This window comes from Streptomyces griseoruber, assembly GCF_001514205.1.
GTDB lineage: Bacteria > Actinomycetota > Actinomycetes > Streptomycetales > Streptomycetaceae > Streptomyces > Streptomyces griseoruber.
In genome coordinates this window covers 711,300-734,725 of sequence record NZ_KQ948764.1, presented here as the reverse complement: position 1 = coordinate 734,725, position 23,426 = coordinate 711,300, and the positions used below count along the sequence as shown (strand labels likewise).

22 protein-coding genes and 1 tRNA gene are annotated in these 23,426 nt (G+C 72.2%); 11 read left to right on the top strand and 12 right to left on the bottom strand.

Annotation, left to right across the window (positions count from 1 at the left end; genetic code table 11):
- Positions 1-18: 18 nt before the first annotated feature.
- Both AQJ64_RS07705 and AQJ64_RS07700 read left to right on the top strand, forming a co-directional pair.
- Positions 19-2,499, top strand: a complete 2,481-nt coding sequence (locus AQJ64_RS07705) for a phosphoribosyltransferase (RefSeq protein WP_055638774.1) — start codon at positions 19-21, stop codon at positions 2,497-2,499.
- On the top strand, positions 2,499-3,311 hold the full coding sequence (locus tag AQJ64_RS07700) for an HAD family hydrolase (RefSeq protein WP_055638773.1): 813 nt from the start codon (positions 2,499-2,501) through the stop codon (positions 3,309-3,311). The genes AQJ64_RS07705 and AQJ64_RS07700 overlap by 1 nt, the downstream gene beginning before the upstream one ends.
- Before the next feature lie 3 nt (positions 3,312-3,314).
- Here AQJ64_RS07700 and AQJ64_RS07695 read toward each other — a convergent pair whose 3' ends face one another.
- The gene (locus AQJ64_RS07695) at positions 3,315-3,533 is read right to left on the bottom strand and encodes an FmdB family zinc ribbon protein (protein ID WP_059202503.1); all 219 of its coding nucleotides are present in this window, start codon (positions 3,531-3,533) and stop codon (positions 3,315-3,317) included.
- A gap of 289 nt (positions 3,534-3,822) precedes the next feature.
- Between AQJ64_RS07695 and AQJ64_RS07690 the strand changes: the two genes are divergently transcribed.
- From AQJ64_RS07690 to AQJ64_RS07680, 3 genes are all read left to right on the top strand, one after another.
- A complete protein-coding gene (locus tag AQJ64_RS07690) occupies positions 3,823-5,997 on the top strand; it encodes a transglycosylase domain-containing protein (RefSeq protein ID WP_079061518.1) in 2,175 nt (724 codons plus the stop codon).
- 46 nt (positions 5,998-6,043) lie between these two features.
- Positions 6,044-7,324: a polysaccharide deacetylase family protein gene (locus tag AQJ64_RS07685; RefSeq protein ID WP_055633315.1), complete on the top strand. Its 1,281-nt coding sequence runs from the start codon at positions 6,044-6,046 to the stop codon at positions 7,322-7,324.
- Between the two features lie 107 nt (positions 7,325-7,431).
- A complete protein-coding gene (locus AQJ64_RS07680; RefSeq protein WP_167738973.1) occupies positions 7,432-8,604 on the top strand; it encodes an amidase domain-containing protein in 1,173 nt (390 codons plus the stop codon).
- On the opposite strand, the gene AQJ64_RS07675 is transcribed toward AQJ64_RS07680, so the two are convergent.
- Both AQJ64_RS07675 and AQJ64_RS07670 read right to left on the bottom strand, forming a co-directional pair.
- Complete coding sequence (locus tag AQJ64_RS07675) at positions 8,605-9,126, bottom strand: DUF4383 domain-containing protein (RefSeq protein WP_055633317.1); 522 nt, start codon at positions 9,124-9,126, stop codon at positions 8,605-8,607. It abuts the gene before it with no gap.
- Between the two features lie 98 nt (positions 9,127-9,224).
- Positions 9,225-10,595: a hypothetical protein gene (locus AQJ64_RS07670; RefSeq protein WP_055633318.1), complete on the bottom strand. Its 1,371-nt coding sequence runs from the start codon at positions 10,593-10,595 to the stop codon at positions 9,225-9,227.
- A gap of 167 nt (positions 10,596-10,762) precedes the next feature.
- On the opposite strand from AQJ64_RS07670, the gene AQJ64_RS07665 reads away from it, so the two are divergent.
- From AQJ64_RS07665 to AQJ64_RS07655, 3 genes are all read left to right on the top strand, one after another.
- Positions 10,763-10,837, top strand: a tRNA-Val gene (locus tag AQJ64_RS07665).
- 68 nt (positions 10,838-10,905) lie between these two features.
- Positions 10,906-11,313, top strand: coding sequence for a DUF6153 family protein (locus tag AQJ64_RS07660; protein WP_079061516.1), 408 nt, complete (start codon positions 10,906-10,908; stop codon positions 11,311-11,313).
- Between the two features lie 90 nt (positions 11,314-11,403).
- Complete coding sequence (locus AQJ64_RS07655) at positions 11,404-12,033, top strand: DUF305 domain-containing protein (RefSeq protein WP_055633319.1); 630 nt, start codon at positions 11,404-11,406, stop codon at positions 12,031-12,033.
- On the opposite strand, the gene AQJ64_RS07650 is transcribed toward AQJ64_RS07655, so the two are convergent.
- From AQJ64_RS07650 to AQJ64_RS07640, 3 genes are all read right to left on the bottom strand, one after another.
- The gene (locus AQJ64_RS07650; RefSeq protein ID WP_055633320.1) at positions 12,030-12,389 is read right to left on the bottom strand and encodes a hypothetical protein; all 360 of its coding nucleotides are present in this window, start codon (positions 12,387-12,389) and stop codon (positions 12,030-12,032) included. The genes AQJ64_RS07655 and AQJ64_RS07650 overlap by 4 nt on opposite strands.
- Positions 12,390-12,474: 85 nt before the next feature.
- The gene (locus AQJ64_RS07645) at positions 12,475-13,323 is read right to left on the bottom strand and encodes a serine hydrolase domain-containing protein (protein ID WP_055633321.1); all 849 of its coding nucleotides are present in this window, start codon (positions 13,321-13,323) and stop codon (positions 12,475-12,477) included.
- Positions 13,324-13,334: 11 nt separating this feature from the next.
- Entirely contained in the window at positions 13,335-13,727 is a 393-nt protein-coding gene (locus tag AQJ64_RS07640; RefSeq protein ID WP_055633322.1) for a thiol-disulfide oxidoreductase DCC family protein, read from the bottom strand.
- Between the two features lie 318 nt (positions 13,728-14,045).
- Between AQJ64_RS07640 and AQJ64_RS07635 the strand changes: the two genes are divergently transcribed.
- On the top strand, positions 14,046-14,273 hold the full coding sequence (locus tag AQJ64_RS07635) for a DUF2277 domain-containing protein (RefSeq protein WP_055633323.1): 228 nt from the start codon (positions 14,046-14,048) through the stop codon (positions 14,271-14,273).
- Positions 14,274-14,291: 18 nt separating this feature from the next.
- Here the strand turns inward: AQJ64_RS07635 and AQJ64_RS07630 are convergent, their stop codons facing one another.
- The 5 genes from AQJ64_RS07630 to AQJ64_RS07610 all read right to left on the bottom strand — a co-directional run bounded on the left by AQJ64_RS07630 (position 14,292) and on the right by AQJ64_RS07610 (position 20,121).
- The gene (locus AQJ64_RS07630; RefSeq protein ID WP_055633324.1) at positions 14,292-14,924 is read right to left on the bottom strand and encodes a DedA family protein; all 633 of its coding nucleotides are present in this window, start codon (positions 14,922-14,924) and stop codon (positions 14,292-14,294) included.
- A 191-nt stretch (positions 14,925-15,115) separates the two neighbouring features.
- Positions 15,116-15,571 carry a DoxX family protein gene (locus AQJ64_RS07625; RefSeq protein WP_055633325.1) on the bottom strand — a complete coding sequence of 152 codons (456 nt, stop codon included), beginning with the start codon at positions 15,569-15,571 and terminating at the stop codon, positions 15,116-15,118.
- 111 nt (positions 15,572-15,682) lie between these two features.
- Complete coding sequence (locus AQJ64_RS07620; protein ID WP_079061515.1) at positions 15,683-17,599, bottom strand: FAD/NAD(P)-binding protein; 1,917 nt, start codon at positions 17,597-17,599, stop codon at positions 15,683-15,685.
- 143 nt (positions 17,600-17,742) lie between these two features.
- Complete coding sequence (locus tag AQJ64_RS07615; RefSeq protein ID WP_055633327.1) at positions 17,743-19,398, bottom strand: alkaline phosphatase D family protein; 1,656 nt, start codon at positions 19,396-19,398, stop codon at positions 17,743-17,745.
- Positions 19,399-19,476: 78 nt separating this feature from the next.
- Positions 19,477-20,121, bottom strand: coding sequence for an HNH endonuclease family protein (locus AQJ64_RS07610; protein ID WP_059202502.1), 645 nt, complete (start codon positions 20,119-20,121; stop codon positions 19,477-19,479).
- 393 nt (positions 20,122-20,514) lie between these two features.
- Between AQJ64_RS07610 and AQJ64_RS07605 the strand changes: the two genes are divergently transcribed.
- Together AQJ64_RS07605 and AQJ64_RS07600 are read left to right on the top strand one after the other, a co-directional pair.
- Positions 20,515-21,096, top strand: a complete 582-nt coding sequence (locus tag AQJ64_RS07605; protein ID WP_055639091.1) for a TMEM165/GDT1 family protein — start codon at positions 20,515-20,517, stop codon at positions 21,094-21,096.
- Positions 21,097-21,341: 245 nt separating this feature from the next.
- Entirely contained in the window at positions 21,342-21,995 is a 654-nt protein-coding gene (locus AQJ64_RS07600) for an HAD family hydrolase (protein WP_055639092.1), read from the top strand.
- Between the two features lie 45 nt (positions 21,996-22,040).
- On the opposite strand, the gene AQJ64_RS50025 is transcribed toward AQJ64_RS07600, so the two are convergent.
- Positions 22,041-23,021 carry a peptidoglycan-binding domain-containing protein gene (locus AQJ64_RS50025; protein ID WP_055639093.1) on the bottom strand — a complete coding sequence of 327 codons (981 nt, stop codon included), beginning with the start codon at positions 23,019-23,021 and terminating at the stop codon, positions 22,041-22,043.
- Between the last annotated feature and the right edge of the window lie 405 nt (positions 23,022-23,426).

Genomic DNA, 23,426 nt, shown 5'->3' with positions numbered 1-23,426 from the left:
CTCACTCTCTAGGGACGCATGAACAACGCAGTGAACAACGGGGTCTGGTCCGGCAGCTGGGTCGCCGAGCGGCTCGGGGTCGGGATCGCGGGGGACGACACGCTGAAGGAGATGCTGGGACTGGCCCTGCGCCGCAACCCCAAGCGGGCCCATCTGCTGGTGTCCCACGTGCTGGGCAAGCACGTCCCGCAGTCCCCGTCCGTGGTGTACGGCCACGGTCTCGCACTCGGCCGCAGGGTGCGGGAGCTGCTCGGCGAGGCGGACAGCGACCGGGCGGTCGTCCTGGGCTACGCGGAGACCGCCACCGGCCTCGGCCACTCGGTCGCCGACGGCCTCGGTACGGCCCCCTACCTGCACTCGACCCGCCGCCCGGTCGCGGGCGTCGCCCGGGCGGGCGGCTTCGAGGAGTCCCACTCCCACGCGACGTCCCACCTGCTGCTCCCGGAGGACGCGACCCTGCTGGTCGGCACCGGCCCCCTGGTCCTGGTCGACGACGAGTTCTCCACGGGCAACACCATCATGAACACGATCAGGGACCTGCACGACCGCTACCCGCGGGGCCGCTACGTGGTGGTCGCCCTGGTGGACATGAGGTCCCCGCAGGACGCGGGCCGTCTGGAGGCGTTCGCGGGGGAGATCGGCGCGCGCGTCGATCTGGTGGCGACGGCTTCGGGCACGGTACGACTCCCCGAGGGTGTTCTGGAAAAGGGCCAGGACCTTGTGGCGAGGTTCGACCGCAACCCCCCAGGGGCGCGGGGCCGGGTTGACTCTGCGGCCACCGCCGCGTGGGCGCGACCAGCCCCCACGCACCCGCACCCGCCCCACACCCGAGTAGACCTCGACTGGCCCCAGAGCGTCCCTGACGGCGGACGCCACGGCTTCACCCCCGAGCACCGAATACAACTGGAAGCCGCACTCCCCGCGATGGCCGTCCGCCTCGCACAAGCACTGCCGGAAGACGCGCACCGCGTGCACATCCTCGGCTTCGAGGAGCTGATGTACGCCCCCCTCCGCCTGGCCTGCGAGCTGGAGCGGAGCGTGACCGCCGAGATCCGCTACAGCACCACCACCCGCTCCCCCGTCCTCGCCGTCGACGACCCGGGCTACGCCATCCGCAGCCGCCTCACCTTCCCCGCGCACGACGACCCGGCCGACGGCCCCGGCGACCGGTACGCCTACAACGTCGCGGGCGCCGGCTTCGACGCCGTGGTGGCCGTCGTCGACTCGGCCGCCGACACCCCCGCGCTGCACGCCCCCGACGGCCTGCTGGCACAGCTCGCCGCACACACCCCGCACGTGGTCCTGGCGGTCATCCCGTCGTACGTCCCCGAAAGGCCCCCCATGCTGCCCGAGCCCCTCCGCGGCCCCGCCTTCTCCTCGTACGCGCCCGAGGAGGTCGGCTGGCTGCTCCAGGACCTCTCGGACGTGACGCTGGAGGCACCGACCGAGGAGCGGGAGGAGGCCATCCAGAGCGGCGGCGCGCACTACGCCGAGTCGCTGCCGGTCGAGTACCAGCCGAGCGAGCAGTACCAGGAGCTGTTCCAGGCGGCGCTGGAGACGTCGGCCGCGCGCATCGCGCAGGCGGTCGGGGTGGTCACGGAGACGGTGATCGCCGAACGCTCGCCCCGCCCCGTCCTGGTCTCCCTCGCCCGCGCCGGCACCCCCGTGGGCGTCCTGATGCGCCGCTGGGCCCAGTTCCGCCACGGTCTCGACCTGCCGCACTACGCCGTGTCGATCGTGCGCGGCCGGGGCATCGACGCCAACGCGCTGCGCTGGCTGGCCGCCCACCACGACCCGCGGGACGTGGTGTTCGTGGACGGCTGGACCGGCAAGGGCGCCATCACCCGGGAGCTGGCCGCGGCGATCGAGGAGTTCGAGGCGGCGGGCGGCGCGGCCGGGTTCGACGCGGAGATCGCGGTGCTGGCGGACCCGGGCTCGTGCGTGCGGACGTACGGCACCCGCGAGGACTTCCTGATCCCCTCGGCGTGCCTGAACTCGACGGTCTCGGGACTGATCTCGCGGACGGTCCTGCGGGCCGACCTGGTCGGTCCGGACGACTTCCACGGCGCGAAGTTCTACCGGGAGCTGGCCGGCGCGGATGTCTCCGTGGCCTTCCTGGACGCCGTCGCCGCCCGCTTCGGCGAGGTCGCGGAGGCGGTGGCCGCCGCGGTGAAGGAGCTGCTCGCGAGCGACCGTACGCCCACCTGGGAGGGCTGGGCGGCCGTCGAGCGGATCAGCGAGGAGTACGGCATCCACGATGTGAACCTGGTCAAGCCGGGTGTCGGCGAGACCACCCGGGTGCTGCTGCGCCGGGTTCCCTGGAAGATCCTGGCGCGGGCCGGGGCGGGCGCCGACCTGGACCACGTACGGCTCCTGGCGGAGCAGAGAGGGGTGCCCGTGGAGGAGGTCGGCGAGCTGCCGTACACCTGTGTGGGGCTGATCCATCCGAAGTACACGCGCGGGGCGACCGGCGCCGACGGCAAGGCGGTGGCACTCTGATGGCCGTGCTGGTGGCGAGCGACCTCGACCGGACGCTGATCTACTCGTCGGCGGCGCTGGCGCTGACCATGCCGGACGCGCGGGCGCCCCGGCTGCTGTGCGTGGAGGTGCACGAGGCAAGGCCGCTGTCGTTCATGACGGAGACGGCGGCCGGGCTGCTCACCGACCTCGGGGACGCGGCGGTGTTCACGCCGACGACCACCCGGACGCGCAAGCAGTATCTGCGGATCAATCTCCCGGGGCCGGCCCCGAAGTACGCGATCTGCGCCAACGGCGGTCACATCCTGGTCGACGGGGTCACCGACCAGGACTGGCACGCGGGGGTGCTCGCGCGGCTGGCGGAGCAGTGCGCGCCCCTGGACGAGGTCCGCGCGCATCTGGAGGCCACCGCCGACCCGCTGTGGGTGCGCAAGCACCGGGTCGCCGAGGACCTGTTCGCCTATCTCGTCGTGGAGCGCGAGCTGCTGCCCGAGGAGTGGGTGAAGGAGCTGGCGGCCTGGGCGGAGAACCGGGGCTGGACGGTGTCGCTGCAGGGCCGCAAGATCTACGCCGTGCCGAAGCCGCTGACGAAGAGCGCGGCCGTGCGCGAGGTGGCCCGGCGCACCGGCGCCGAGCTGGCCCTGGGTGCCGGGGACTCCCTGCTCGACGCCGATCTGCTGCTGGCCGTGGACCGCGGCTGGCGGCCGGGCCACGGCGAGCTGGCCGACACGGAGTGGACGGCCCCCGGGATCACCGCCCTGCCCGAGCGGGGCGTCCTTGCCGGGGAGCGCATCCTGCGGGAGTTCCTGAAGGCGGTCCGAGGACCCCGGTAGCGGTCAGGAGCAGCAGCCTCCGCCGCAGCAGCCGCCTCCGCCCCCGCCGCCCGCCCTGGGCGCGGGGGCGTTCGCCGTGCCGCCGACGGCGACGGCTGACAGCAGCTTCACGGTGTCGTCGTGGCCCGCCGGGCAGGCGGCGGGGGCGGCGGACTCCGCCATCGGACGGCTCAGTTCGAATGTGTCGCCGCAGGTCCGGCAGCGGTACTCGTAGCGAGGCATGGCGACAGGTTAATCCTCATATGCCGGGCAGACCCCACCGGAGTTCTGCTTCTGTTCACGTCTGTCGATTTCTTATGTGGAGAATTTGCGAAGGGCGCTGGTAATTTGAGGGTGCCGCGATGAACCGCGAGGTCGGGGGGATTCAGGGTTTGCAGCCGAGTCCACGGCAACCATGTCAGACCCTCGTACGTCTGTACGTCTGCCTGTGCGAGCAATACGAAGGTGCGGAGGGAGACGCGTAGTGGACCAGGTGGGGCAGGGGGAGGAGCCCCAAAGGCCGGACGAAACCATGCAGTTGAAGATCCCCGCTGCTTTCCGGGCGGACGAGACCATGCAGCTGCGGATGTCGGACATTCCCAAAGTGCCCGACACTTCGGGGAGTTCGGAGAAAGCGCGTACTTCGGGGAATCGCCGCAAAGCCCCACGCCCCTCCCTGTTTGCCCGAATATCCATGGTTTTGCGATCGCGTTTGGCCCCCCTTGTCGCGGTACTGGGTCCCTATGTGACTCGTGTCACTCCCTACGTCCGCAGGCTCCGCCCGCAGTACCCGCGCCCCGGCCGTACCGACTGGCGGCGCTGGATACCCTCCTGGCGGCAGTGCCTGGGGGGCTTCTTCGCGTCCCTGGGCCTGAGCACCTTCCTCCTCGTCGTCGCCTACGCGGCCACCGACATCCCGGAGAACCTCAACTCCTACGCCACCCAGCAGGACAACGTGTTCTTCTGGTCCGACGGCACGCCCATGGCCCGCACCGGCTGGGTGCAGCGGCAGGCGATGCCGCTGAAGGACATCCCCGAGGACGTCCGCTGGGCGGTCCTCGCCGCCGAGAACGCGAGCTTCTACAGCGACCCCGGCATCTCGGTCAAGGGCATCAGCCGCGCCCTGTTCCGCACCATCGGCCAGGGCGACACCCAGGGCGGCTCGACGATCACGCAGCAGTACGTCAAGAACGTCTACCTGAACCAGGAACAGACGATCGGCCGCAAGTTCACCGAGGCGATGATCTCCCTCAAGCTGGACAACCAGATGAGCAAGGACGACATCCTCGAGGGCTACCTCAACACCAGCTGGTTCGGCCGCGGCACCTACGGCATCCAGCGCGCCGCCCAGGCCTACTACGGCAAGGACGTCGGCGAGCTCAACGCCAGCGAGGCCGCGTTCCTCGCCTCCCTGCTCAAGGGCGCCGGCCTGTACGACCCGACCCTGTCCAGCGCCAACCGCGCCCGTGCCGTCGAGCGCTGGCGGTGGACCCTGGACCGGATGGTCGAGATCGGCAAGCTGACGAAGGCCGAGCGGGCCAAGTACACGAAGTTCCCCGAGCCGCTGAAGAGCAACCCGCTGTACGACACCGGTGAGCAGAGCGACTACCTGGTGGAGCTCGCCTCCCAGTACGCCAAGAAGGCCGGGGGCATCTCCGACAAGGACTTCGACCTGGGCGGCTACCAGGTCTACACCACCTTCGACAAGAAGCGCGAGGACGAGCTGACCAAGGCCGTCACCGACGCCCGCAAGAAGGCCCTCGAGGACGAGCCGAAGAAGGCGAAGGCCGCCCACTACGGCGCCGCCTCGGTCGCCTCCGACGGACGGATCCTCGCCGTCTACGGCGGCCCGGACCACCGTACGCAGGGCTACAACGAGTCCAACGCCACCACCGTCCCGGCCGGCTCCGCCTTCCTGCCCTTCGTCTACGCCGCGGGGCTGGAGAACGGCATCCACAAGACCCGTGACGACGGGGACGCCGCCGAAGTCACCGGCGAGTCGCTCTACAACGGCAACGACAAGGTCCTGCTGACCACCCCCGAGGGCTACTACTGGGACCGCAGCGGCAAACGGGTCGCCGCCGAGAACGACGGGGGCAGGTCCTACGGGCAGATCTCCCTGCACCGCGCGCTGGAGCTGTCGGTGAACACGCCGTTCATGCAGCTCGGCATGGACACCGGCCTGGACAAGGTGCGCGAGACCGCGGAGGCCTCCGGCTTCCTGGCGTCCAGCATCGGCGCCCAGGTGCCCGCGCTGTCCCTGGGCAGCTCCACGCCCAGCGCGATCCGGATGGCGAGCGGCTACTCCACCTTCGCCGCGGACGGCAGGCACACCGAGCCGTACTCGGTGCGGAAGATCACCAGGAACGGCTCCCAGGTCGTCCTGGACACCCCCAAGCCCAAGCGGGCGATGCGCGCCGAGGTGGCCGAGGAGGTCACCTCCGCGCTCACCGACTCCTTCCGCACCGCCCACCCGTCCGACGTGCCCGCGTCCGGGTCCGCCCCGGCCGGCAAGGCCGGCACCACCGACAAGGACACCGCCTCCTGGTACGTCGGCACCGCCGAGAAGGTGTCCACCGCGGTCGTCGTGTACCGCATCGACCTCACCAAGAGCCTTGAACCACTGCCGCTGGAAGGCATCGCCGGAACCACCGACGACAGCGTTCCCTACGGCATCTGGTCAGGTGCCATGAGCCCGCTCGGCTGACCACCGAACGGGCCCCGCGTCCCCACACCCGGAGAATGAGCCGCACATGAAGTCACCGTCGGGCCGCCGCCGCAAGGCCGCGGAACCGCGCCGCACCGCCGCCGCGCACCCAGGGTTCCTCACCCTGGCGGCGCTTCTCGTCGTCGCCTCGCTGATGGGCGGCTACCTGGTGCTCGACCGCACCGACAACACCCAGCCCACGGCGTCCTCGGGGGACAGCAAGAAGGCGTCGGCGAAGGCGAGCAAGGAGCCGGTGTGGGACGGCAAGACCCACGTCCTCGGGGACGGCTCCACCTCGTACACCGGTCCGCAGAAGGACCAGTTGAAGGCGGAACCCCTCAAGCCCGGTGAGAAGCCGCCCCAGTTCGTGGTCCTCTCCTGGGACGGCGCGCTCGCGGGCGACGACGGGCTCTTCGAGCACTACCGCGAGATGGCCAAGCAGTACAACGCCCATATGACCTTCTTCCTCACGGGCATCTACCTGCTGCCCAAGAGCAAGCGGGACCTGTACTCGCCGCCGATGCACTCCAAGGGCGCGGCGGCGATCAGCTTCCCCACCGACGAGCACATCCGCACCACGCTGGAGGAGCTCGCCGAGTCCTGGGAGGAGGGCAACGAGATAGGCACCCACTTCAACGGGCACTTCTGCGGCGCCAAGGGCGGCGGCGACTGGAGCGTCGCGCAGTGGAAGAGCGAGATCGACCAGTTCTACGAGTTCGTGGAGAACTGGAAGACCAACACCGGCTACAAGGACATGGACCCGCTGCCCTTCGACTTCAAGAAGGAGGTCACCGGCGGCCGGGCGCCCTGCCTGGAGGGGCAGGAGAACCTGATCAAGGCGGCCAAGAGCTACGGCTGGCGCTACGACGCGTCCAACCCCGGCGGTCTCCAGGTCTGGCCGACGAAGAAGGACGGCCTGTGGGACTTCCCGCTCCAGGGACTCCCGTACGGCGACATCCAGGCCCTGTCCATGGACTTCAACTTCCTCTACAACCAGTCGAACGGCGAGACCGAGGGCGACCCCGCCAAGTACGCCGAGTGGCAGCAGCAGACCATCGACTCCTACATGTCCGGCTTCAACCGCGTGTACTACGGCAGCCGCGCCCCGCTGTTCATCGGCAACCACTTCGAGAACTGGAACGGCGGCATCTACATGAAGGCCGTCGACCACGTCATCGAGAACGTGTGCACCAAGAAGGACGTCAAGTGCGTGTCCTTCAAGGAGTTGGCCGACTGGATGGACGTGCAGAAGCCCGAGACGCTGGCGGCGCTGCGCAGCCTGGATCCGGCCCAGTCGCCGGCCGACTGGTCGACCGTCGTGAAGTGACGGCGAAGTAACCAAACCTCAACCGTACCCCTCTTCACATGACCCACACACGCCATGCAAAGATGCCCTCTCCGGCATCCCTCCGCCGGGCAAGAGGGGAAACATCAGTGAAGTCAAGGAAATTGAGCCGTTCGAGGCGCCGCGCCACGATATTCGGGGCGGCTGCCGCCTCGGTCGTGGCGGGGGCGGCGCTGCTCCCGAACTGGTCCGCGGGCGCCGCGGTCGTCGACGACCCCACGGTCGACGCCAAGACGAAGGCCACCTTCCAGCGGCTGGCGGACGCGGTCTTCACCGACCGCACCGACGCCCTGGTCACCGGCAAGCAGGGCAACCGTCAGGAGCCGCTGACCAACGGCTTCTCCGGCGACGTCAAGCTGTCCGCCGGCACCGCCCGCACCGAGGACGCCACCCTGTCCTCGCTGGGACAGCGCAAGGACAAGCTGGCCAAGGCCGGCGAGAAGTACAGCAAGGCCGCCACCACCGTCACCCTGAACGCCACGCGTGTGACGGGCCGTACGGCCAAGGCCGCGGTCACCGAGACCACGACCCTGACCTACGCGGGCGCCACCGCCGGCCAGCCGAAGACCACCGGCTTCCAGGCGCAGCACGAGCTGACCTTCAAGGCGGACCGGAGCGGCAACTGGCAGCTCACCGGCGTCACGGACACCGACCAGGGTGGCCTCGCGGTGAACACGCTCTCCAAGCCGGTGGCGTCCGTGAAGGCGACCACGGCGGACGACACCATGCCGAACGCGGCGCGCGCGGCGACCACCCGCAACCCGGCCGCCGTGCCGAAGACGGGTACCACGTACGACTACAAGGCCATGGCGGCCTACGCCGAGAAGTACGTGTACACCTACAACAAGGACTACCCGGACTTCAACAACCACACCGCCGGCGGCGACTGCACCAACTTCGTCAGCCAGTCGCTGAAGGCGGGCGGCTGGAAGCACGTCCCGGGCTACGTCTACGACTACACCAAGTGGTTCGGCAACGCCGACATCCAGTCGGACTCGTTCGTCGGCGTCAACGAGTGGTCGTGGTTCGCCCAGAACTCCAAGCGGACCACCGCGCTGGCGAACGTCTACCAGCTCGAGGTCGGTGACGTCCTCCAGATGGACTTCGACCGGGACGGGTCCAAGGACCACACCATGATCGTCACGTACAAGGCCAACGGCATCCCGTACGTGACCTACCACTCGAACAACACGCTGCGCCGGTCGGTGGCGAGCCTCGTCGCGTCGTACCCGAACGCGTACTACTACGCCTACCGCACCTGATCATTCGATCGCCGGCCGGTCCGCCGCCTCGTCCGGGTGGCGGGCCCGCCAGTACGGGTTGTCGTGCGGCAGGGCGGAACCGACCCTGCCGTACATCCCGAAGACCAGCAGCAGGATCCCGATCACGAAGCTCAGCATGCAGTTCTGGATCTTGAAGGCCAGGAAGTTGTAGTCCGTCTCCAGCAGCGCCATGTTCAGGAAGCCGCTGAGGATGAACAGGATCCCGAGGGTCATGTTGAGCGTGGACGCGAAGTTCCCGCCGATCACCATGCCCACGAAGAGCAGCAGTCCGACCCCGATGGACAGCCAGCTCAGCGCGCCGTTGGTGTTCAGGCTCCAGACCTCGTCCCCGCCGGTGTCGAAGAAACCGATCTCGTCGATGACACCGAAGATCCCGAAGACGACGAGACCCAGCCCCATCAGCCCGGCGCCGATCCGGTAGACCAGGTTCAGCCGGTGATCGACGGGCAGGTGGTCGTCGAGCCTGATCCGCCGACGGGCGTGCAGTGCGTGTGCGGCCATCTCCGCCTCCTTGCGCGTGGATGTGCCGAGGGAGGCCCTGTACCTACCCCAATATCCGCCCGCCCGGCTCGAGCGGCAAACGTCGGTGGCGGCGGCCGTCAGTGGGCCGCGCCGCGCTCCTCGCGGATCCGGGTCACCACGGCGGCCACCGCCTGCCGTACGCCCTCCGTCTCGGTGAGGAAGTGCCAGTAGTCGGGGTGGCGGCCCTCCAGGGTGCCGATCGCCCGCTCCAGGCGGGCCACCGCCTCGTCCAGGGGGCGCGCGTCCCGGGGATCGGGCGTGTTGCGCCCGGCCATCGCCAGCCGCTGCGCGTCCCGGATCGCGAACCGGGTCCGGTCGATCTCGGCCTGCGGATCCTTCTGCACGGCGTTCAGCCGGTTCAGCCGGTCACCGGCGGCGGAGACCGCCTCGTCGGTGGTGTTCAGCAGCGCCCGCGCCGTGGACAGCAGCGAGGTGGCGTCCGGCCAGCGCTGGGCGTCCCGCGCCGCCTGCGCCTCCCGCAGCCGCGCCTCCGCCTGCCGTACGTTCTCCGCGGCCTGCTCGGGCACCCGCTGGAGGTCCTGCCAGCAGGCCGCCGCGAACCGCCGCCGCAGCTCGCTCAGGATCGGGTCGACCTGGCCCGCGCGGGTCGTCAGCGCCTGCGCCCGCGTACGCAGCGACACCAGCCGGTGGTCGATCTCCGCGGCCTTCTCCGGCAGCCGCTCGGCCTCCGCCCGGACCGCCGCGGCCTCCCGGGAGACCCGCTCGGCCCGCTCCAGCGTCTGCGGCACGCCGTGTTGTCCCGCGCCCTGGTTCAGCCTGGTCAGCTCGGGCCCGAGGGCCGCGAGCCGGGCCGCCAGGTCGTCCGCCGTCAGTCCGGTCCGCCGTACGGCGTCCAGCGCGTTCGACGCGGCCAGCAGCGCCTGCCGGGCCCGCTCCACGGCGGGCGCGAGCCGGGCCAGCTGGGTCTCGGCCTTCCCGAGCAGTGGGCCGAGCCCCTCGGCGAAACGATCCAGCTCCTTCTTGACGTTGCCCAGCTCGTCCTTGGCCCGGGTCAGCTCGGTGCGCGCCCGCGCGGCCGCCGAGGCCTCCAGGTCGTCCCGGTCGAGGTCATGGGCGTCGACCGCCTCGATGTAACGGCCGCTGGCCTCGTCGATGCGCCGGCCGATCTCCGCGAAGCCGGAGACCGCGCGCCGGGCGGCCGGGCTGTCGTCCACCGCCGTGATCGTCTCGATGGAGATCCGCAGATCCCGCTGGGCGGTGTCCAGCTCGTAGAACGCGGCCGCCGCCGCGTCCTTCGCGGCCTGCGCCTCGGCGCGCTGGCCCTCCGCCCGCCCGCCGAACCAGCGCCGGGTGCCGCCGCCGGCGAACGCGGCGGGCAGCGCGAGCGCGACGACGAGCGGCAGGGCGAGAAGGGTGAGGGCGTCCGTCACCGGGCGGTGTGCGCGCGACACCAACGGCGAGTACGGCTGCGGTGGTGTCGCCGTCACATCCCTCTCCCGTGCTGTGATTCGCCTGAACCGGTGTTCATTCTCCCACCGGTTGAAGACGAACACACGGGCCGGTCAGTTCACCGTGCGGACCGTGACTTTCCCACCGGCGCCGATACACGTTTGCGGGACACGGCCCAGGGCAATGTAGGCTGTCGACTCGTCCTGGGTGCGTAGCTCAGGGGTAGAGCGCCTGCCTTACAAGCAGGATGTCGGCGGTTCGAAACCGTCCGCGCCCACCAGGAACACCCGAGGGGCCCCCGGAGAGATCCGGGGGCCCCTCGCATGTCCGGGTCGCGCGGTGCCTAGGATGGCGGCTGTGAACGGACTGTGGCGGCGGGCGGTGTGCGTGCTCGGGCTCCTCGTGGGCCTGCTCGGCATGCACGGGCTCGCGCCCGGGGGAGTGTGGTCCGCGCACCCGGAGCCGCGCCCCATGGCGGCCGTCGCGGGCGTCATGTCCGGCGTGTCCGTCGCCTCCGCCGAGGGCCATGACGGCTGTGCGGGGGAGGAGGGCCACTGCGGGGGCGGACACGCCCGGCACGCCGACTCCACCTGTGCCTCGGCCGCCGTGAGCGGGGGACCGGTGCTGCCGGGTCTGCTGCCCGACCCCGCCCCCGTGCCCGTACCGGACGAGACCCTGTGCCCGCACGCGGTCGCGGCCCCCGAGGGCGCTCGCGCGCCACCCTCCCTGGCGGAACTCCAACTCCTGCGGATCTAGACACCGCTGCGCGCACCCACGCCCCCGTACGACGGGCCGGCGGGGTGCGCCGACGTGTCCACGCACCCTTTTCTCGCCAGGAGTTCCCGTATGACCAGCACCACCCGCAACCCGATCCGCCGTGCCGCGCTGGCGGTGGTGACCGTGACCGCCGCGCTGCTCCTCACCGCGTGCGGCGGAGACGGCGAGCCGGCCTCCTCGGCCTCCGCGGACGCCTCCGGCGGCGGGCACAACGCCCAGGACGTCACCTTCGCGCAGGGCATGATCCCGCACCACCGCCAGGCCCTTCGGATGGCGGAGCTCGCCGCCGACCGCGCCTCCTCCGCCCAGGTCAAGGACCTCGCGGCCCGTATCGAGAAGGCCCAGGACCCGGAGATCGAGAAGATGACCGGCTGGCTGAAGGCCTGGGGCGAGGACGTGCCCGAGGAGGGCGCGTCGGCGGACGACTCCATGCCCGGCATGGACCACTCGGGCTCCGGCGGCATGGCCGGGATGATGGACGACGCCGAGATGAAGACGCTGGAGAAGGCGTCCGGCGCGGCCTTCGACACCGCGTTCCTGACCCTGATGGTCGAGCACCACGAGGGCGCCGTCACGATGGCCGGAACCGAGCGGGACAAGGGCCGTTACCAGGCGGCCAGGGACATGGCCGGCGACATCGTCACCGGCCAGACCGCGGAGATCACCGAGATGAAGGGACTGCTCGCCGGGAAGAGCTAGTTCTCTGGTGTGCGGTCCGCTTCGCCGGGTGGGGTGCCGTGTGCGTGCTTGAGGTGCGTGCGGGCCTCCACCCGGTCCTCGGCGGCGATCTCCGACCAGAAGCGGTGGCAGCTCACGAACACCGCGAGCTCGTGCTCGCGCCGCCGCAGCTTCTCCACCTCGGCCTGCTCGTCGGCCGTCCAGCCCGGGGACGCGGGGCGCTCGATCTTGCGCCAGCCGCCCGCGTCACTGAATCCGTCCAGGGGCTCCACCGACCAGGGGAGCCGCTTCAGCAGGGCCGACAGCTCGGCCCGGACCTGATGCAGCTCCTCCTGACCGGCGCGCAGGTCGCTGGGAAAGTCATAGGTCTTAGCCACACGGCAATGGTACGCCTGTTCGATTTTGCGGGGCGAGCTCCTTCGGGGTGTTCGTGTGAACGTATGTTCGACAGAGGGGTGGGGGCTACTCAGGGACCCGCCGGGCGTCCCGCTTGAGGGCGGCGATGCCCATCCGGTCCGTGGTGTCCGTGTCCCCGTTGAGGCGATGCACGACGACCCAGGCACCGTCCGGCAGGGCCCCGGCGAAGACCGAGGCGCGGCCCACCGCCCCGTTGTGCCAGTGCAGCGGCCCGGCCGTCTGCCAGCTCGGCGCGGGATCCCCCAGCCGGCGCTCCACCAGCAGCCGTACGACCAGATCGGCCGTCGCCCGAGGGGTCGCCCACAGACCGCCCGCGGGCAGTATCGCGCCGTCCATGGTCCAGGGCCGCCGGGTTCCGCCGAACCGCCCGGGAGCGAGCAGCCGCCGCTCCGGAGCGGGGTGGGCGCCCACCTCCGTGACGTCCAGCGGGCGCAGCACGTGCTCGGTCACCAGCTCCTCGTACGACGCCCCGGACGCGGCGGCGGTCAGTGCCGCGCCGAGCACCGCATAGCCGAGGTTGGAGTACTCCTCCTCCTGGCCCGGGGGACGGGTGACGAGCGTGTCGAGGCGGCGGACGAGGGCGTGCAGCGCGGGCCGGTCGAAGGCGGCGTACGGGTCCCGGGGCGGCAGCGCGCCGGGTGGCAGCCGGGGGAGACCGGAGGTGTGCCGGGCCAGCTGGAGCAGGGTGATCCCGGTCGTGGGGGCCTCGGGCAGCCACCGTTCGAGGGGGTCGTCCAGGGACAGCGCTCCGGCCGCCGCCATCCGGGTCAGCACGGTCCCGGTGACGGCCTTGGTGAGCGAGCCGATCTGGACGTACCGGTCGACGGCGTGACCGTCGGCGAGGGCGGGCGGGCCCGCGGGGGTCAGCACACAGGTCGGGACACGGAGTCGCATACGGATCCGCCTCACGTGCCGGAGGCGGGCCGTACCGCGCACGCGGGCGTGCCGCCGGGCAGCCGGTGCCGGTTGCGGGACACCCACCGGTAGACCGCGCGGGCACCGCCGCGCACCCCCGGGAGCCGGACGACGGCCGCGAGCACGCGGTACGCGGCCGAGGGCGAGGTCGCCACAGTGCGGGCCAGTGCGTCCGCCCCGCCCGCGAGGACCGTGCCGCCGCGCAGCAGCAGGACCTCCCGGGCGAGCCGTTGGAGGTGCGGCGCGGTCTCCTCGGCGGGCAGGAACCGACACGGCACCGCGTCCAGCGCGGGCGCCGCGAGGGCCCGGACGCGGTCGACGGAGGTCTGGCAGAAGCCGCAGTCACCGTCGTGGGCGAGGACGGGGGGCGCGGAGCCGGGCATGGGGGTCCTTCCGGGTCGGTTCGGGCCGGGGCGGGTTGCCGTCAGGCCAGTAAAGCCAAGCCCCCTCGGCGGACCGTCGATTGTCGGACGTCCGTCCTACGGTGGAGGCATGGATTCCATCGGTGTGGAGCGGGTGCGGCCGGTGCCCTGGGCGGAGGGCGACTTCTGGCTGCTGCGGCGGACCGACAGCCCGGAGATGACCACACATCTCGGCGGACCGCGGACCGCGGACCGAGGAGCGGCTCGCGGACCGGCACAGCCCGGCCGGGCCGGCTTCGCGTCTCCGAAGGGCAACCCGATCAGAGGGAGACTGGTGACATGTGCCGGAGTATCAAGACGCTGCGTCCGCCCGCGTTGCCCGAGCAGGCGACGGAGGAGGACATCCACGCCGCCGCCCTGCAGTACGTCCGGAAGGTGTCCGGGTTCCGGGCGCCGGCCGCGCACAACAGGGAGGTGTTCGACCACGCCGTCGAGGCGATCGCCGAGGCCACGGCCCAGCTGCTCGGCGGGCTGGAGGTGCGGGGCGCGGCGAGCCGGGCGTCGTAGCCGCCCGGCGCGACCGGGCTACGCCGACGGGCGGCGCATGACGTACGCCGCTCCCGCGCCCGCCCCGAACAGGGCCAGCACGGAGACCCCCGTCGCCAGCCAGGTGGCGCCCAGCCAGTGCGCGCCGAAGTAGCCGAGGGCCACGCTGTACGCGGTCCAGGAGAGCCCGGCCAGCGCGGACCAGGGCAGGAAGTCACGGGCCCGGCGGTGCGCGGCACCGGCGATCAGGGAGACGACCGAGCGGCCGGCGGGCGCGAACCGGGCCAGGACGACCAGGGCCCCGCCGCCCCGGGCGAGGGCCTCGCCGAGACGTTCCTGCGCGGTGGTCAGCCGCCGGGAGCGGGAGATCGCGCGGTCCAGGCGCTCACCGCCCCGCCAGGCCAGCCGGTAGGCGACCAGGTCGCCCAGGACGGACGCGGTCGTCGCGGAGAGGATCAGGGCCAGGATGTCCGGCACCTCGTGCGGCACCTGACCGGTCGCCGCGCCCGAGCCGGCGGCCGCCGCGGTGGCCGCCGTGATGACGAGCACCCCGCTCGGCAGTACCGGCAGGAACACGTCCAGAAGGACCGACAGGCCCACCAACGCGTAGATCCAAGGGCTGCCCAGCAAGGCCCCCACACTCTCGAACACCGTTCGCTCCCCCGTGACCATGACAGCCATACAGCGTACGCGGGAGAGGTGACAGAAGGGTCACGGGGGGTGTTTGTGTTCGCAGGGCGCATTCACTCCCGGACCCGCTCGCGGTGGCTGGGCGCCGCGCCTGTGAACACGGGTGCCCTCCCGGTCGTCGTGGCGAGGGCACCCGGCGTACGTCGGTCTGTTATGCCGGTCTGTCGCGTCGGTCAGGCCGCGGCGGTGGCCTGCTGGGCGGCCGGCTCACGCTGCGCGGGCGAGCGCCTGGTGATCAGCCGGTCCACGCTCAGGGCGCCGGAGCCGGTGAAGACCAGCAGCAGGAAGGCCCAGCAGAACATCGCGGAGGGCTCGCCGCCGTTCTCCAGCGGCCACAGGGCGCCCGGCTGGTGCACCTTGAAGTAGGCGTACGCCATGGAGCCCGAGGCGAGGAACGCGGCGGCCCGGGTGCCGAGGCCGACCAGGACCAGGACGCCGCAGACCAGTTGGATCGCGGCCGCGTACCAGCCGGGCCAGGTGCCGGTGTCGACGGTGCCGCCGTCCGTGCCGACGGCCCCGCCCAGGATGCCGAAGAGGGAGGCGGCGCCGTGGCAGGCGAACAGCAGGCCCACGACGATGCGGAACAGCCCTAACGCATAGGGCTGTGCGGTGTTGAGGCGAGCAGACATGGTGGGGGGTGCTCCTTCGGTGTCGGGTCGGTCGGACCGTCCGGGTGGGGCACGGCGGACGGTCCGTCGGTGGGACGGCGGTACCGAACGAGCGGTCAACGCTAGGCGTACCTAATCAATGCTTTCAAGTTCAACATTCGGCCATGGCTCAGGCTCCGTCCGGGGCCCTGTTTCCGCCGTCGCCGCACGTAGGACGGCTCTCGCCACCGCGTCCGCGTCCGAAAGCGTGACCGAATCCACGCCGGGGCGGGCGCCCGCCGCCGTCACCCAGTGCACGCCCTCCGTGGGCACCCCGAAGGCGAACCGCCGTGGGTGCGCCCTACCTTGACGGTCTATCAGATGGTACGGGCGCGGTGTCACGTCCAGTCCGCCGGTGACATGACCGTCGACCGTGTGGGGACGGCACCGGCCGGTCTTCAGCAGCCGGGCCAGCAGGGCGTCGGCGGTGCGGCGCAGCTCCGGTTCCGGCAGCCGGGCCTCGACCAGCGTGGTCACCCGGACCGCCGAGCCCGGTATCTCCGGGGAGCGGGCGACCCACGCCCCGTCCTCCTCGCGCACCTCCAGACGCGGGCCGAGCACCTCCACCACACCCGCCTCGATCAGCGCGGTCAGCTCCTCGATGCGGCGCCGGGGCGGGCCGATGGACAGAAAGGCGTTGAGCGGGGTGTACCAGCGGTCCAGGTGGTCCCGGCGGGAGGCGCCGGCGAGCCCGCCGTGGTCGACGACCAGCCGCAGTTCGTTGCGCAGATCGCGCAGCACGTCCAGGGCCGCCTTCAGCGGGCCCGCCACGTTGCCGCGCTCCGCTTCCTGCGCGTCCCGCCGCAGATACGCCAGCAGCCACTCCCGCCACTGCCCCGGGTGCGCGAACCGCCGCTGCGCGTACGGCCGCGAGATCCGGTCCCAGCTCCAGCGGTCGGCCTCCGCCACACCGAACTCGTCCAGGATCCGGGCCTCTTCGGGATCCCGGTGCGGCACGGCGAGGAACCGGTCCGCGAACTCCGCCCGGCCCGTCAGGGCCGCGTAGTAGACCGTCTCCACCTCCTTGGCCACCAGCGGCCAGACGTCCGCCAGGAAATCGGGCGCCTCCCCGGAGTCCGCCCGCTTGCGCAGCCCCGCGATCACCTCCGGCGTCAGCACCAGCGGGAGGTGCCGCCCGTAGGGCCCCTTGGCGTTGTCCCCCCGCGCCTGGTACGGAACCCCGCGCCGCGACCCGGCGTGGATCCGGGGCTCACGGCCGGACGGCAGGTAACGCAGCCCGACGGCGCCCGAGTCCCGCTCCGCCGGGACGAAGCGGCCGCCCCGCCCCGTCGTCAGCAGGGCCATGTGGTCGAAGAAGTTGAGGCCCAGACCGCGCAGGAGGACCGGTTCGCCGGGGGCCACGGGGGAGAGGTCGACGTCCGCCGGATTGGCGGGGGCGATGTGGCGCAGGCCGTGGCGTTCGGCGTAGGCCGTGTGGCGCTGCTCGGCGCTGTCGGCGATCAGCGGCAGATGGCCCTGGGCCAGGACGACGGCGGAGAGGCCGAACAGGACCCGTCCGTCGTCCAGGGTGAGGACCTGGCGGCCGTCGGCCGCCTCGTCGAGGCGCACGGCGCGGGCCGCGTGTGTCTCCACGCGCACCGAGGGCGGCGCCTCGCGCACGGTCCGCGCGAACACCCACTCCAGGTAGCGGCCGTAGTGGGCGCGGGTCGGGTACTCGTCCGGGCCCAGCGTGCCGCCCGCCCACGCGTGGAGGCTGGGGCCGGGGCGGATCGGGCCGGCGCAGTCCACGCTGTCGTCGGTGAACAGGGTCACCTGCGAGGCCACGGTGTTCATCAGCAGCTCCGGCGACTGCGCGGTGCGCCACACCCGGCCGGGCCCCGGCGGATCGGGGTCGACGACATGGACCGTGAGGCGCACCCCCGGCGGGAGGAGGTCCGGCGCGGACGCGCAGAGGCGTTCCAGGACACTGGTCCCGCGCGGCCCGGCGCCGACCAGGGCGAGGGCGACGGACGCCGTGGGCGCTTGCGCTTCCGCGTTCACTGATGGCAAGGGGATGACTCCTGGGCGTGTGGGGCGCGATGGAGTGGACCGTCCGCGAGAGCTGCTGGAAGCGGACGGTCCGCCTCATCATGCCGCTGGCCGTCACAGAAGCCAACGCGGGCCCCACCGGCCCCAGTTGTCCCGGATACCCCTCAACGGGAGGTCAAGTCGGACTCCTCCACCACTGCCAACGTCCCCTTCCCGCGCGCCTGTTCCAGCTTCAGCCGGGCCGAACGGCCGTGCAGGGCGAGGGTCATGAGCTGGTTGCCGAACCAGGGCCCGCCCGTCCTGCGCCAGGTGACGGGCGGCCGGGCACAGCCGCCGTGCCCGGCGAACCGCCGCCCGAGCGCCCGGGCCACCGCGCTCCAGCCGAACCGGAAGCCGACCCGGATCGACAGCGGGATCGAGTTGTGCACCGGCGAGCAGGTGAGCTGGAGCACCCGCGCGTCCGGACCGCCGTCGCTGCCGCTGCCGCTGCCGCCGGGCCACCGTGGCTCGGCGACGTACGCGTGGTGCACATCACCGGAGAGCACCAGCACCGTCGCCGGAGCGTCCGCCCCCGAGCCCGCCTCGGCGATCAGTTCCGTCAGCGCGGCGAAGGAAGCCGGAAAGGCCGCCCAGTGCTCCAGATCCGCCGCCCGTCTGAGCCGCTCCCCGAACCGCGCCCAGCGCGCACCCCGCTCGCCCCGGCACAGGGCCGCGTTCCAGGCCTCAACGTCGTGCACCAGGTGCGGCAGCAGCCAGGGCAGCGAGGTGCCGATGAGGAGATGGTCGTAGGAGCCCCGGTCCTGGAGGGCCTGCTCGCGCAGCCACGCGGCCTCCCCGGGGTCGAGCATCGCCCGCCGGCCCTCGTCGAGGACCCGGGCGGCCCGGGTGTCCACCATCAGCAGCCGCACCCGCCCGAAGTCCCGCCGGTAGCTCCAGCGCACGGACGCCGGGTCGGCGTCGGCGCGGCAGGCGAAGGCGCGCAGGACGTCGGTGGCGTCGGGGGTGGCGCGTACGGCGGCGTAGAGCGGGTCGGCGGCCAGTTCGGCGGGGGAGAGGTTCCCCAGGTGCTGATGGACCCAGTACGACATCAGGCCGCTCAGCAGCCGCTCCCGCCACCAGGGCGTGGCCCGCATGTCGGCGAGCCAGGCGGCGGAGGTGTTCCAGTCGTCGATGACGTCGTGATCGTCGAAGATCATGCAGCTGGGGACGGTGGACAGCAGCCACCGCACCTCGGGGTCCAGCCAGGACTCGTAGTACAGCCAGGTGTACTCCTCGAAGTCCGCGACCTCGGCGCCGGGCGCGTCCGCGAGGCCCCGGCGGGCCCGTATGCGCTGTTCGACGGCGTCGGAGACCTCGTCGGCGTACACCTGGTCGCCCAGCAGGACGAGCGCGTCGGGCCGTTCGGCGCCGGGGTCGGCGGCGAGCCGGGCGGCCAGGCTGTCCAGGGCGTCGGGGCCGACGGTGTCCTCCGTGTCGGCCGGGGGCGCCGCCCAGCGGCAGGAGCCGAAGGCGACCTTGACGGCGTCGCCGCCGTCCTCGGCCGGGGTCCGGACGACGGAGGGCGGGAAACGGGAGCCGGGCGGCGGCCACACGGAGCGGCCGTCGAGGAGCACCTCGTACGCCGTCGTCGTTCCCGGCGTCAGACCGCTCACCGGGACCAGGGCGTAGTGATGGCCCGCCACCTGGAAGGTGCGGGCCGTGCCGCCGGCGCCGTCCGCGCAGCGCACCTCGGCGGTGCACGGACGGCTCGCCTCGACCCAGACGGTCGCGGACGAGGGGTCGGCGTATCTCAGCAGGGGGCCAAGCCGCAGTCCGGCCACGGGATCACTCTCCTCCGTCGCCCCGTACGGTACGCAGCGGCGGAGGAGAGTGGGGAGGGCCCGGCACCGACCGGTCGATCAGCAGCTCGCGAGGTAGCTGGTGAGCGCGGACTTCTCGGCCGAGTCGACGGAGAGGTCGTAGTAGTACTTCACCTGCACCCAGGCACGCACGTAGGTGCAGCGGTAGGAGGTGACGGACGGCATCCACTCGGCCGGGTCCTGGTCGCTCTTCGACTGGTTCACGTTGTCGGTGACGGCGATCAGCTGCGGGCGGGTGATGTCGTTGGCGAACGCCTGGCGCTGGGCGGTGGTCCAGGCGCTGGCGCCGGAGTCCCAGGCCTCGGCGAGCGGCACCAGGTGGTCGATGTCGAGGTCGGAGGCGGCGGTCCAGGTGGCACCGTCGTAGGGGGAGTACCAGCTGCCGCTGGTGGCGGTGCAGGCGGAGTTGGTGACGACGTTCGTACCGTCCCGCTTGAGGATGTACTCGCGGGTGTTGCAGGTGCCGCTGATGGTGATCCAGGTCGGGAACAGGTCGCGGTCGTAGCCGGTGCGGTTCTCCGTCGCCACGGTGAGCGAGGCGAGGTAGGTGCGGGCGGTGGCCGCGCTGACCGGGGTGGGGAGGGCGGCGGAGGCGGTGGGGGAGTTGAACAGCGCGGCGGAGGCTAGAAGAGCGGTGAGTGCCGCGAGTATGCTCAGGCGTCGACGCGCGTAGAACTTGGGCATGCGAACTCCCTTGAGGGGCGGGGGTGTTGGAGCGCGAGCGGTTGGAATGCTCGTCGCGCCGCATTGCGGGGAGATGTGTGTCCGGTAAGAAGTTAGTGACGGGTACATGACACGACAAGGTTTACGGCGAAACGATCTCTGTCGGCTTCTCGTACACTGGGGGGAGCAGAAGGGGAGTAGCTCTTCGCCGGACCGTCGACATACTGCTCAGCTCGTCTGAGCCGGCGCCCGGAGGCAGGCCCGTTTTCCCGGGGCCGGCCAGCGAGACCTTCGGCAAAGCAGTGCACATCCGTGCCCCACCGGCACGGATGCCGTGTGCTGCCGTGCCGAGGTGTCTTTGCTCGCGAAGTGCGCGGACTCTCGGCGGGGCGGCCCCCGACCGATTGAGGAACCTTGATCAGCATCACCGTCACGGCGCTCGTCTTCGGCGTCGTCTTCCTGGCCGAGCTGCCCGACAAGACCGCGCTCGCCGGCCTCGTCCTCGGCACCCGCTACCGCGCCTCCTATGTCTTCGCGGGCGTCGCCGCCGCCTTCGCGCTCCATGTCGCGCTCGCCGTGGCGGCGGGCAGCGTGCTCACCCTGCTGCCGCAGCAGATCGTGCACGCGCTGACGGGCGTGCTGTTCCTGGGGGGCGCGGCGGTGCTGCTGATGAAGAAGGACGAGGACGAGGAGGAGATCCGGCGGCCGGAGAACCAGTCCTTCTGGAAGGTCGCGGGCGCCGGATTCATGCTGATCCTGGTCGCCGAGTTCGGTGATCTGACGCAGATCATGACCGCCAACCTCGCCGCCCGCTACGACGACCCGCTCTCCGTCGGTCTCGGCGCGGTGCTGGCGCTCTGGGCGGTGGCCGGGCTCGGGATCGTCGGCGGAAAGGCGCTGATGAAGCGGGTGCCGCTGAAGCTGATCACGCAGATCGCCGCGCTGCTGATGCTCGCGCTCGGCGTGTGGAGCCTGTGGGAGGCGATCGCGGGCTGAGGCGGGGTCGGACGGACGTCGGGCCGGGCGTCGGGCCGGGCGTCGAGCCGCACGTCGGGCCGGGCGTCGGGCCGGGCGTCGGGCCGGGCGTCGGGCTGAACGCTCGGTGAACGCTTTCCGGGGCGGGTGGCGGCGGACGCCGATTGTTTTGTACCGTGGAGAAACAAAGTGGCTCCCGCTCGTTTTCCCTGACCGGCGGGCGGGGCCGCCTTGTCTCGTACGAACACTTTCGTGGGGAGCTGCTCATGCCGGTCCTGTCCGCCCGCGCCCTCCTGCTCGACATGGACGGCACCCTCGTGAACTCCGACGCCGTCGTCGAGCGGATCTGGCGGCGCTGGGCCGAACGCCACGGGCTGGACGGCGACGAGGTGATGCGGGTCGTCCACGGCCGCCAGGGGCACGCCTCGATGGCCGTGCTGCTGCCCGGCCGGCCGATGGAGCAGAACGTCGCGGACAACGCGCGGATGCTGGCGGAGGAGACCGCCGACCTGGACGGTGTGGTGCCGGTGCCGGGGGCGCCGGAGTTCCTCGCCTCCCTGATCGCGCAGGGGGTGCCGCACGCGCTGGTGACCTCGGCGGACGTACCGCTGTCCACGGCCCGGATGGCGGCGGCGGGGCTGCCGCTGCCCGAGCTGCGGATCACCGCGGAGTCGGTGGGGGCGAGCAAGCCGGACCCCGAGGGCTTCCTCAAGGGCGCGGCGGAACTCGGTGTCGCGCCGGAGGACTGTGTGGTGTTCGAGGACTCCGGGGCCGGCATCGAGGCCGGGCACGCCGCCGGGATGCGGGTCGTGGGCGTCGGGGCGCGGGCCGGGGTGCACGGGCCGGATGCGGTGGTGCGGGATCTGCGTGCGGTGCGGGTGGAGAGTGCGGGGGGCGGGGTCAGGATCCACGTGGGGTGAGTTCGAAGGCGGTTTCCCGGACCGCTTCCGCGGCTTCCACGGCTGCTACGGCTCCGTGGTCTCCGCCTCCAGGCTCGCCCTCGTCGCCGCGCCGTAGACCCCCAGCTCGTCCTCCTGGAGGCCGCGGGACCACTGGTAGTTGCGCAGGGCGGTTTCCACCTCGCTGGTGAAGGTGCCGTTCGCGTCGCCGTTGTACAGATGCAACTGGCTCAGCCGGAGCTGGAGTTCGGTGACCTCGTCGCCCTTGTCGCCCAGTCGCAGGACGGGCGCGGAGATGGTCTGCCGGCCGTCGTCGGCCTGGCTGCCGGCGCCGATGGTGCCGGTGGCGTGGGCCGTGGGGGCCGTCGTGCTCGCCGTGGCCGACGGTGAGACCGACGGCGCGGCGCTCGACTCCGTGGGGGTCGGTGAGGGGCGCTCGCTCGGCTCGGAGGGCGGCGGTGCGCTCGACTCCGAGGGGGAGGCGGAGTCCCTCGTGGCGGACGCGGAGGCCGCGCTGGTCGAGGAGTCGGGCACGGCGGCCCGTACGTCCTTCGGGGCGGCCCCGTCGCGCGTCGGCTTCTCGTAGGTGAACAGCCCGCTCGCGAACCCGGCCGCGGCCACCACCGCCACGGCGGCACCGGTGGCCGCGATCAGCAGGGCCCGCCGTCGCCGGCCACGGGCCGGCTCCTCGTCACCCGGACGGGGCCGCCCCGCCACCTCCGCCCCCTCGAACGGACTCCGCTCGGCAGCGCCGGGCTCACCACCCGACAGGCTTCCCCGGAACGGCCGAGTCCCGCCCATCGCACCCGACGCACCCGATGCACCCGAGGGGACTCGCCGGTGCCGCTGCGTTCCGTCCGCGGCTTCGGGCGGGATGGGCTGGAGCGGCTGTGTCTGGTCGGCGGCACCCGAGGGGAACCGCCGGAGCGGCTGCGTTCCGTTCCCGACGCCCGGCAGGATCCGCTGGAGCTGCATCGTCTCGTCGGGGGCGGGCGAGGCCCCCAGCGGTGCGGTCGCGGCGGCGCCGGGCACCGCCCGCAGGGGCATGGTCGCATCGACGGCGTACCCCGCCGCACCTCCGCCAGCCCCCGGGCGCTCGCTCGGCCTTGTATCCCTGCTCGGCCCCGGGCGCTCGCTCGGCCCCGGGCGCTCGCTCGGCCCCAGGCCCCCGCTCGGCCCCGGGCGCTCGCCCGGCCCCAGGCCACTGCCCGGCCCTGCACCCTTGCTCGGCCCTGGGCGCTCGCTCGGCCTAGTACCCCTGCTCGGCCTCGGGCCCCCGCTCGGCCCCGGGCGCTCGCCCGGCCCCGGGCGCTCGCCCGGCCCCGCACCCCCGCTCGGCCCCAGGCCCCCCATCGAGCCCCTGCCGACCCCCGGGGGGCTGCTCAGTCCCGGGCCCGTTGCCAAGTCCGCTGCCAAGTCTGCGCCGGCCCCGGTTCGCCCACTCCGGCCGTC

Bases quoted from the DNA above. Each gene is read 5' to 3' on its own strand.
- AQJ64_RS07705 (WP_055638774.1), top strand. From the start codon at position 19: ATGAACAACGCAGTGAACAACGGGGTCTGGTCCGGCAGCTGGGTCGCC.
- AQJ64_RS07700 (WP_055638773.1), top strand. From the start codon at position 2,499: ATGGCCGTGCTGGTGGCGAGCGACCTCGACCGGACGCTGATCTACTCG.
- AQJ64_RS07695 (WP_059202503.1), bottom strand. From the start codon at position 3,533: ATGCCTCGCTACGAGTACCGCTGCCGGACCTGCGGCGACACATTCGAA.
- AQJ64_RS07690 (WP_079061518.1), top strand. From the start codon at position 3,823: ATGCAGTTGAAGATCCCCGCTGCTTTCCGGGCGGACGAGACCATGCAG.
- AQJ64_RS07685 (WP_055633315.1), top strand. From the start codon at position 6,044: ATGAAGTCACCGTCGGGCCGCCGCCGCAAGGCCGCGGAACCGCGCCGC.
- AQJ64_RS07675 (WP_055633317.1), bottom strand. From the start codon at position 9,126: ATGGCCGCACACGCACTGCACGCCCGTCGGCGGATCAGGCTCGACGAC.
- AQJ64_RS07660 (WP_079061516.1), top strand. From the start codon at position 10,906: ATGGCGGCTGTGAACGGACTGTGGCGGCGGGCGGTGTGCGTGCTCGGG.
- AQJ64_RS07655 (WP_055633319.1), top strand. From the start codon at position 11,404: ATGACCAGCACCACCCGCAACCCGATCCGCCGTGCCGCGCTGGCGGTG.
- AQJ64_RS07645 (WP_055633321.1), bottom strand. From the start codon at position 13,323: ATGCGACTCCGTGTCCCGACCTGTGTGCTGACCCCCGCGGGCCCGCCC.
- AQJ64_RS07640 (WP_055633322.1), bottom strand. From the start codon at position 13,727: ATGCCCGGCTCCGCGCCCCCCGTCCTCGCCCACGACGGTGACTGCGGC.
- AQJ64_RS07635 (WP_055633323.1), top strand. From the start codon at position 14,046: ATGTGCCGGAGTATCAAGACGCTGCGTCCGCCCGCGTTGCCCGAGCAG.
- AQJ64_RS07630 (WP_055633324.1), bottom strand. From the start codon at position 14,924: ATGGTCACGGGGGAGCGAACGGTGTTCGAGAGTGTGGGGGCCTTGCTG.
- AQJ64_RS07625 (WP_055633325.1), bottom strand. From the start codon at position 15,571: ATGTCTGCTCGCCTCAACACCGCACAGCCCTATGCGTTAGGGCTGTTC.
- AQJ64_RS07610 (WP_059202502.1), bottom strand. From the start codon at position 20,121: ATGCCCAAGTTCTACGCGCGTCGACGCCTGAGCATACTCGCGGCACTC.
- AQJ64_RS07600 (WP_055639092.1), top strand. From the start codon at position 21,342: ATGCCGGTCCTGTCCGCCCGCGCCCTCCTGCTCGACATGGACGGCACC.
- AQJ64_RS50025 (WP_055639093.1), bottom strand. From the start codon at position 23,021: ATGCCCCTGCGGGCGGTGCCCGGCGCCGCCGCGACCGCACCGCTGGGG.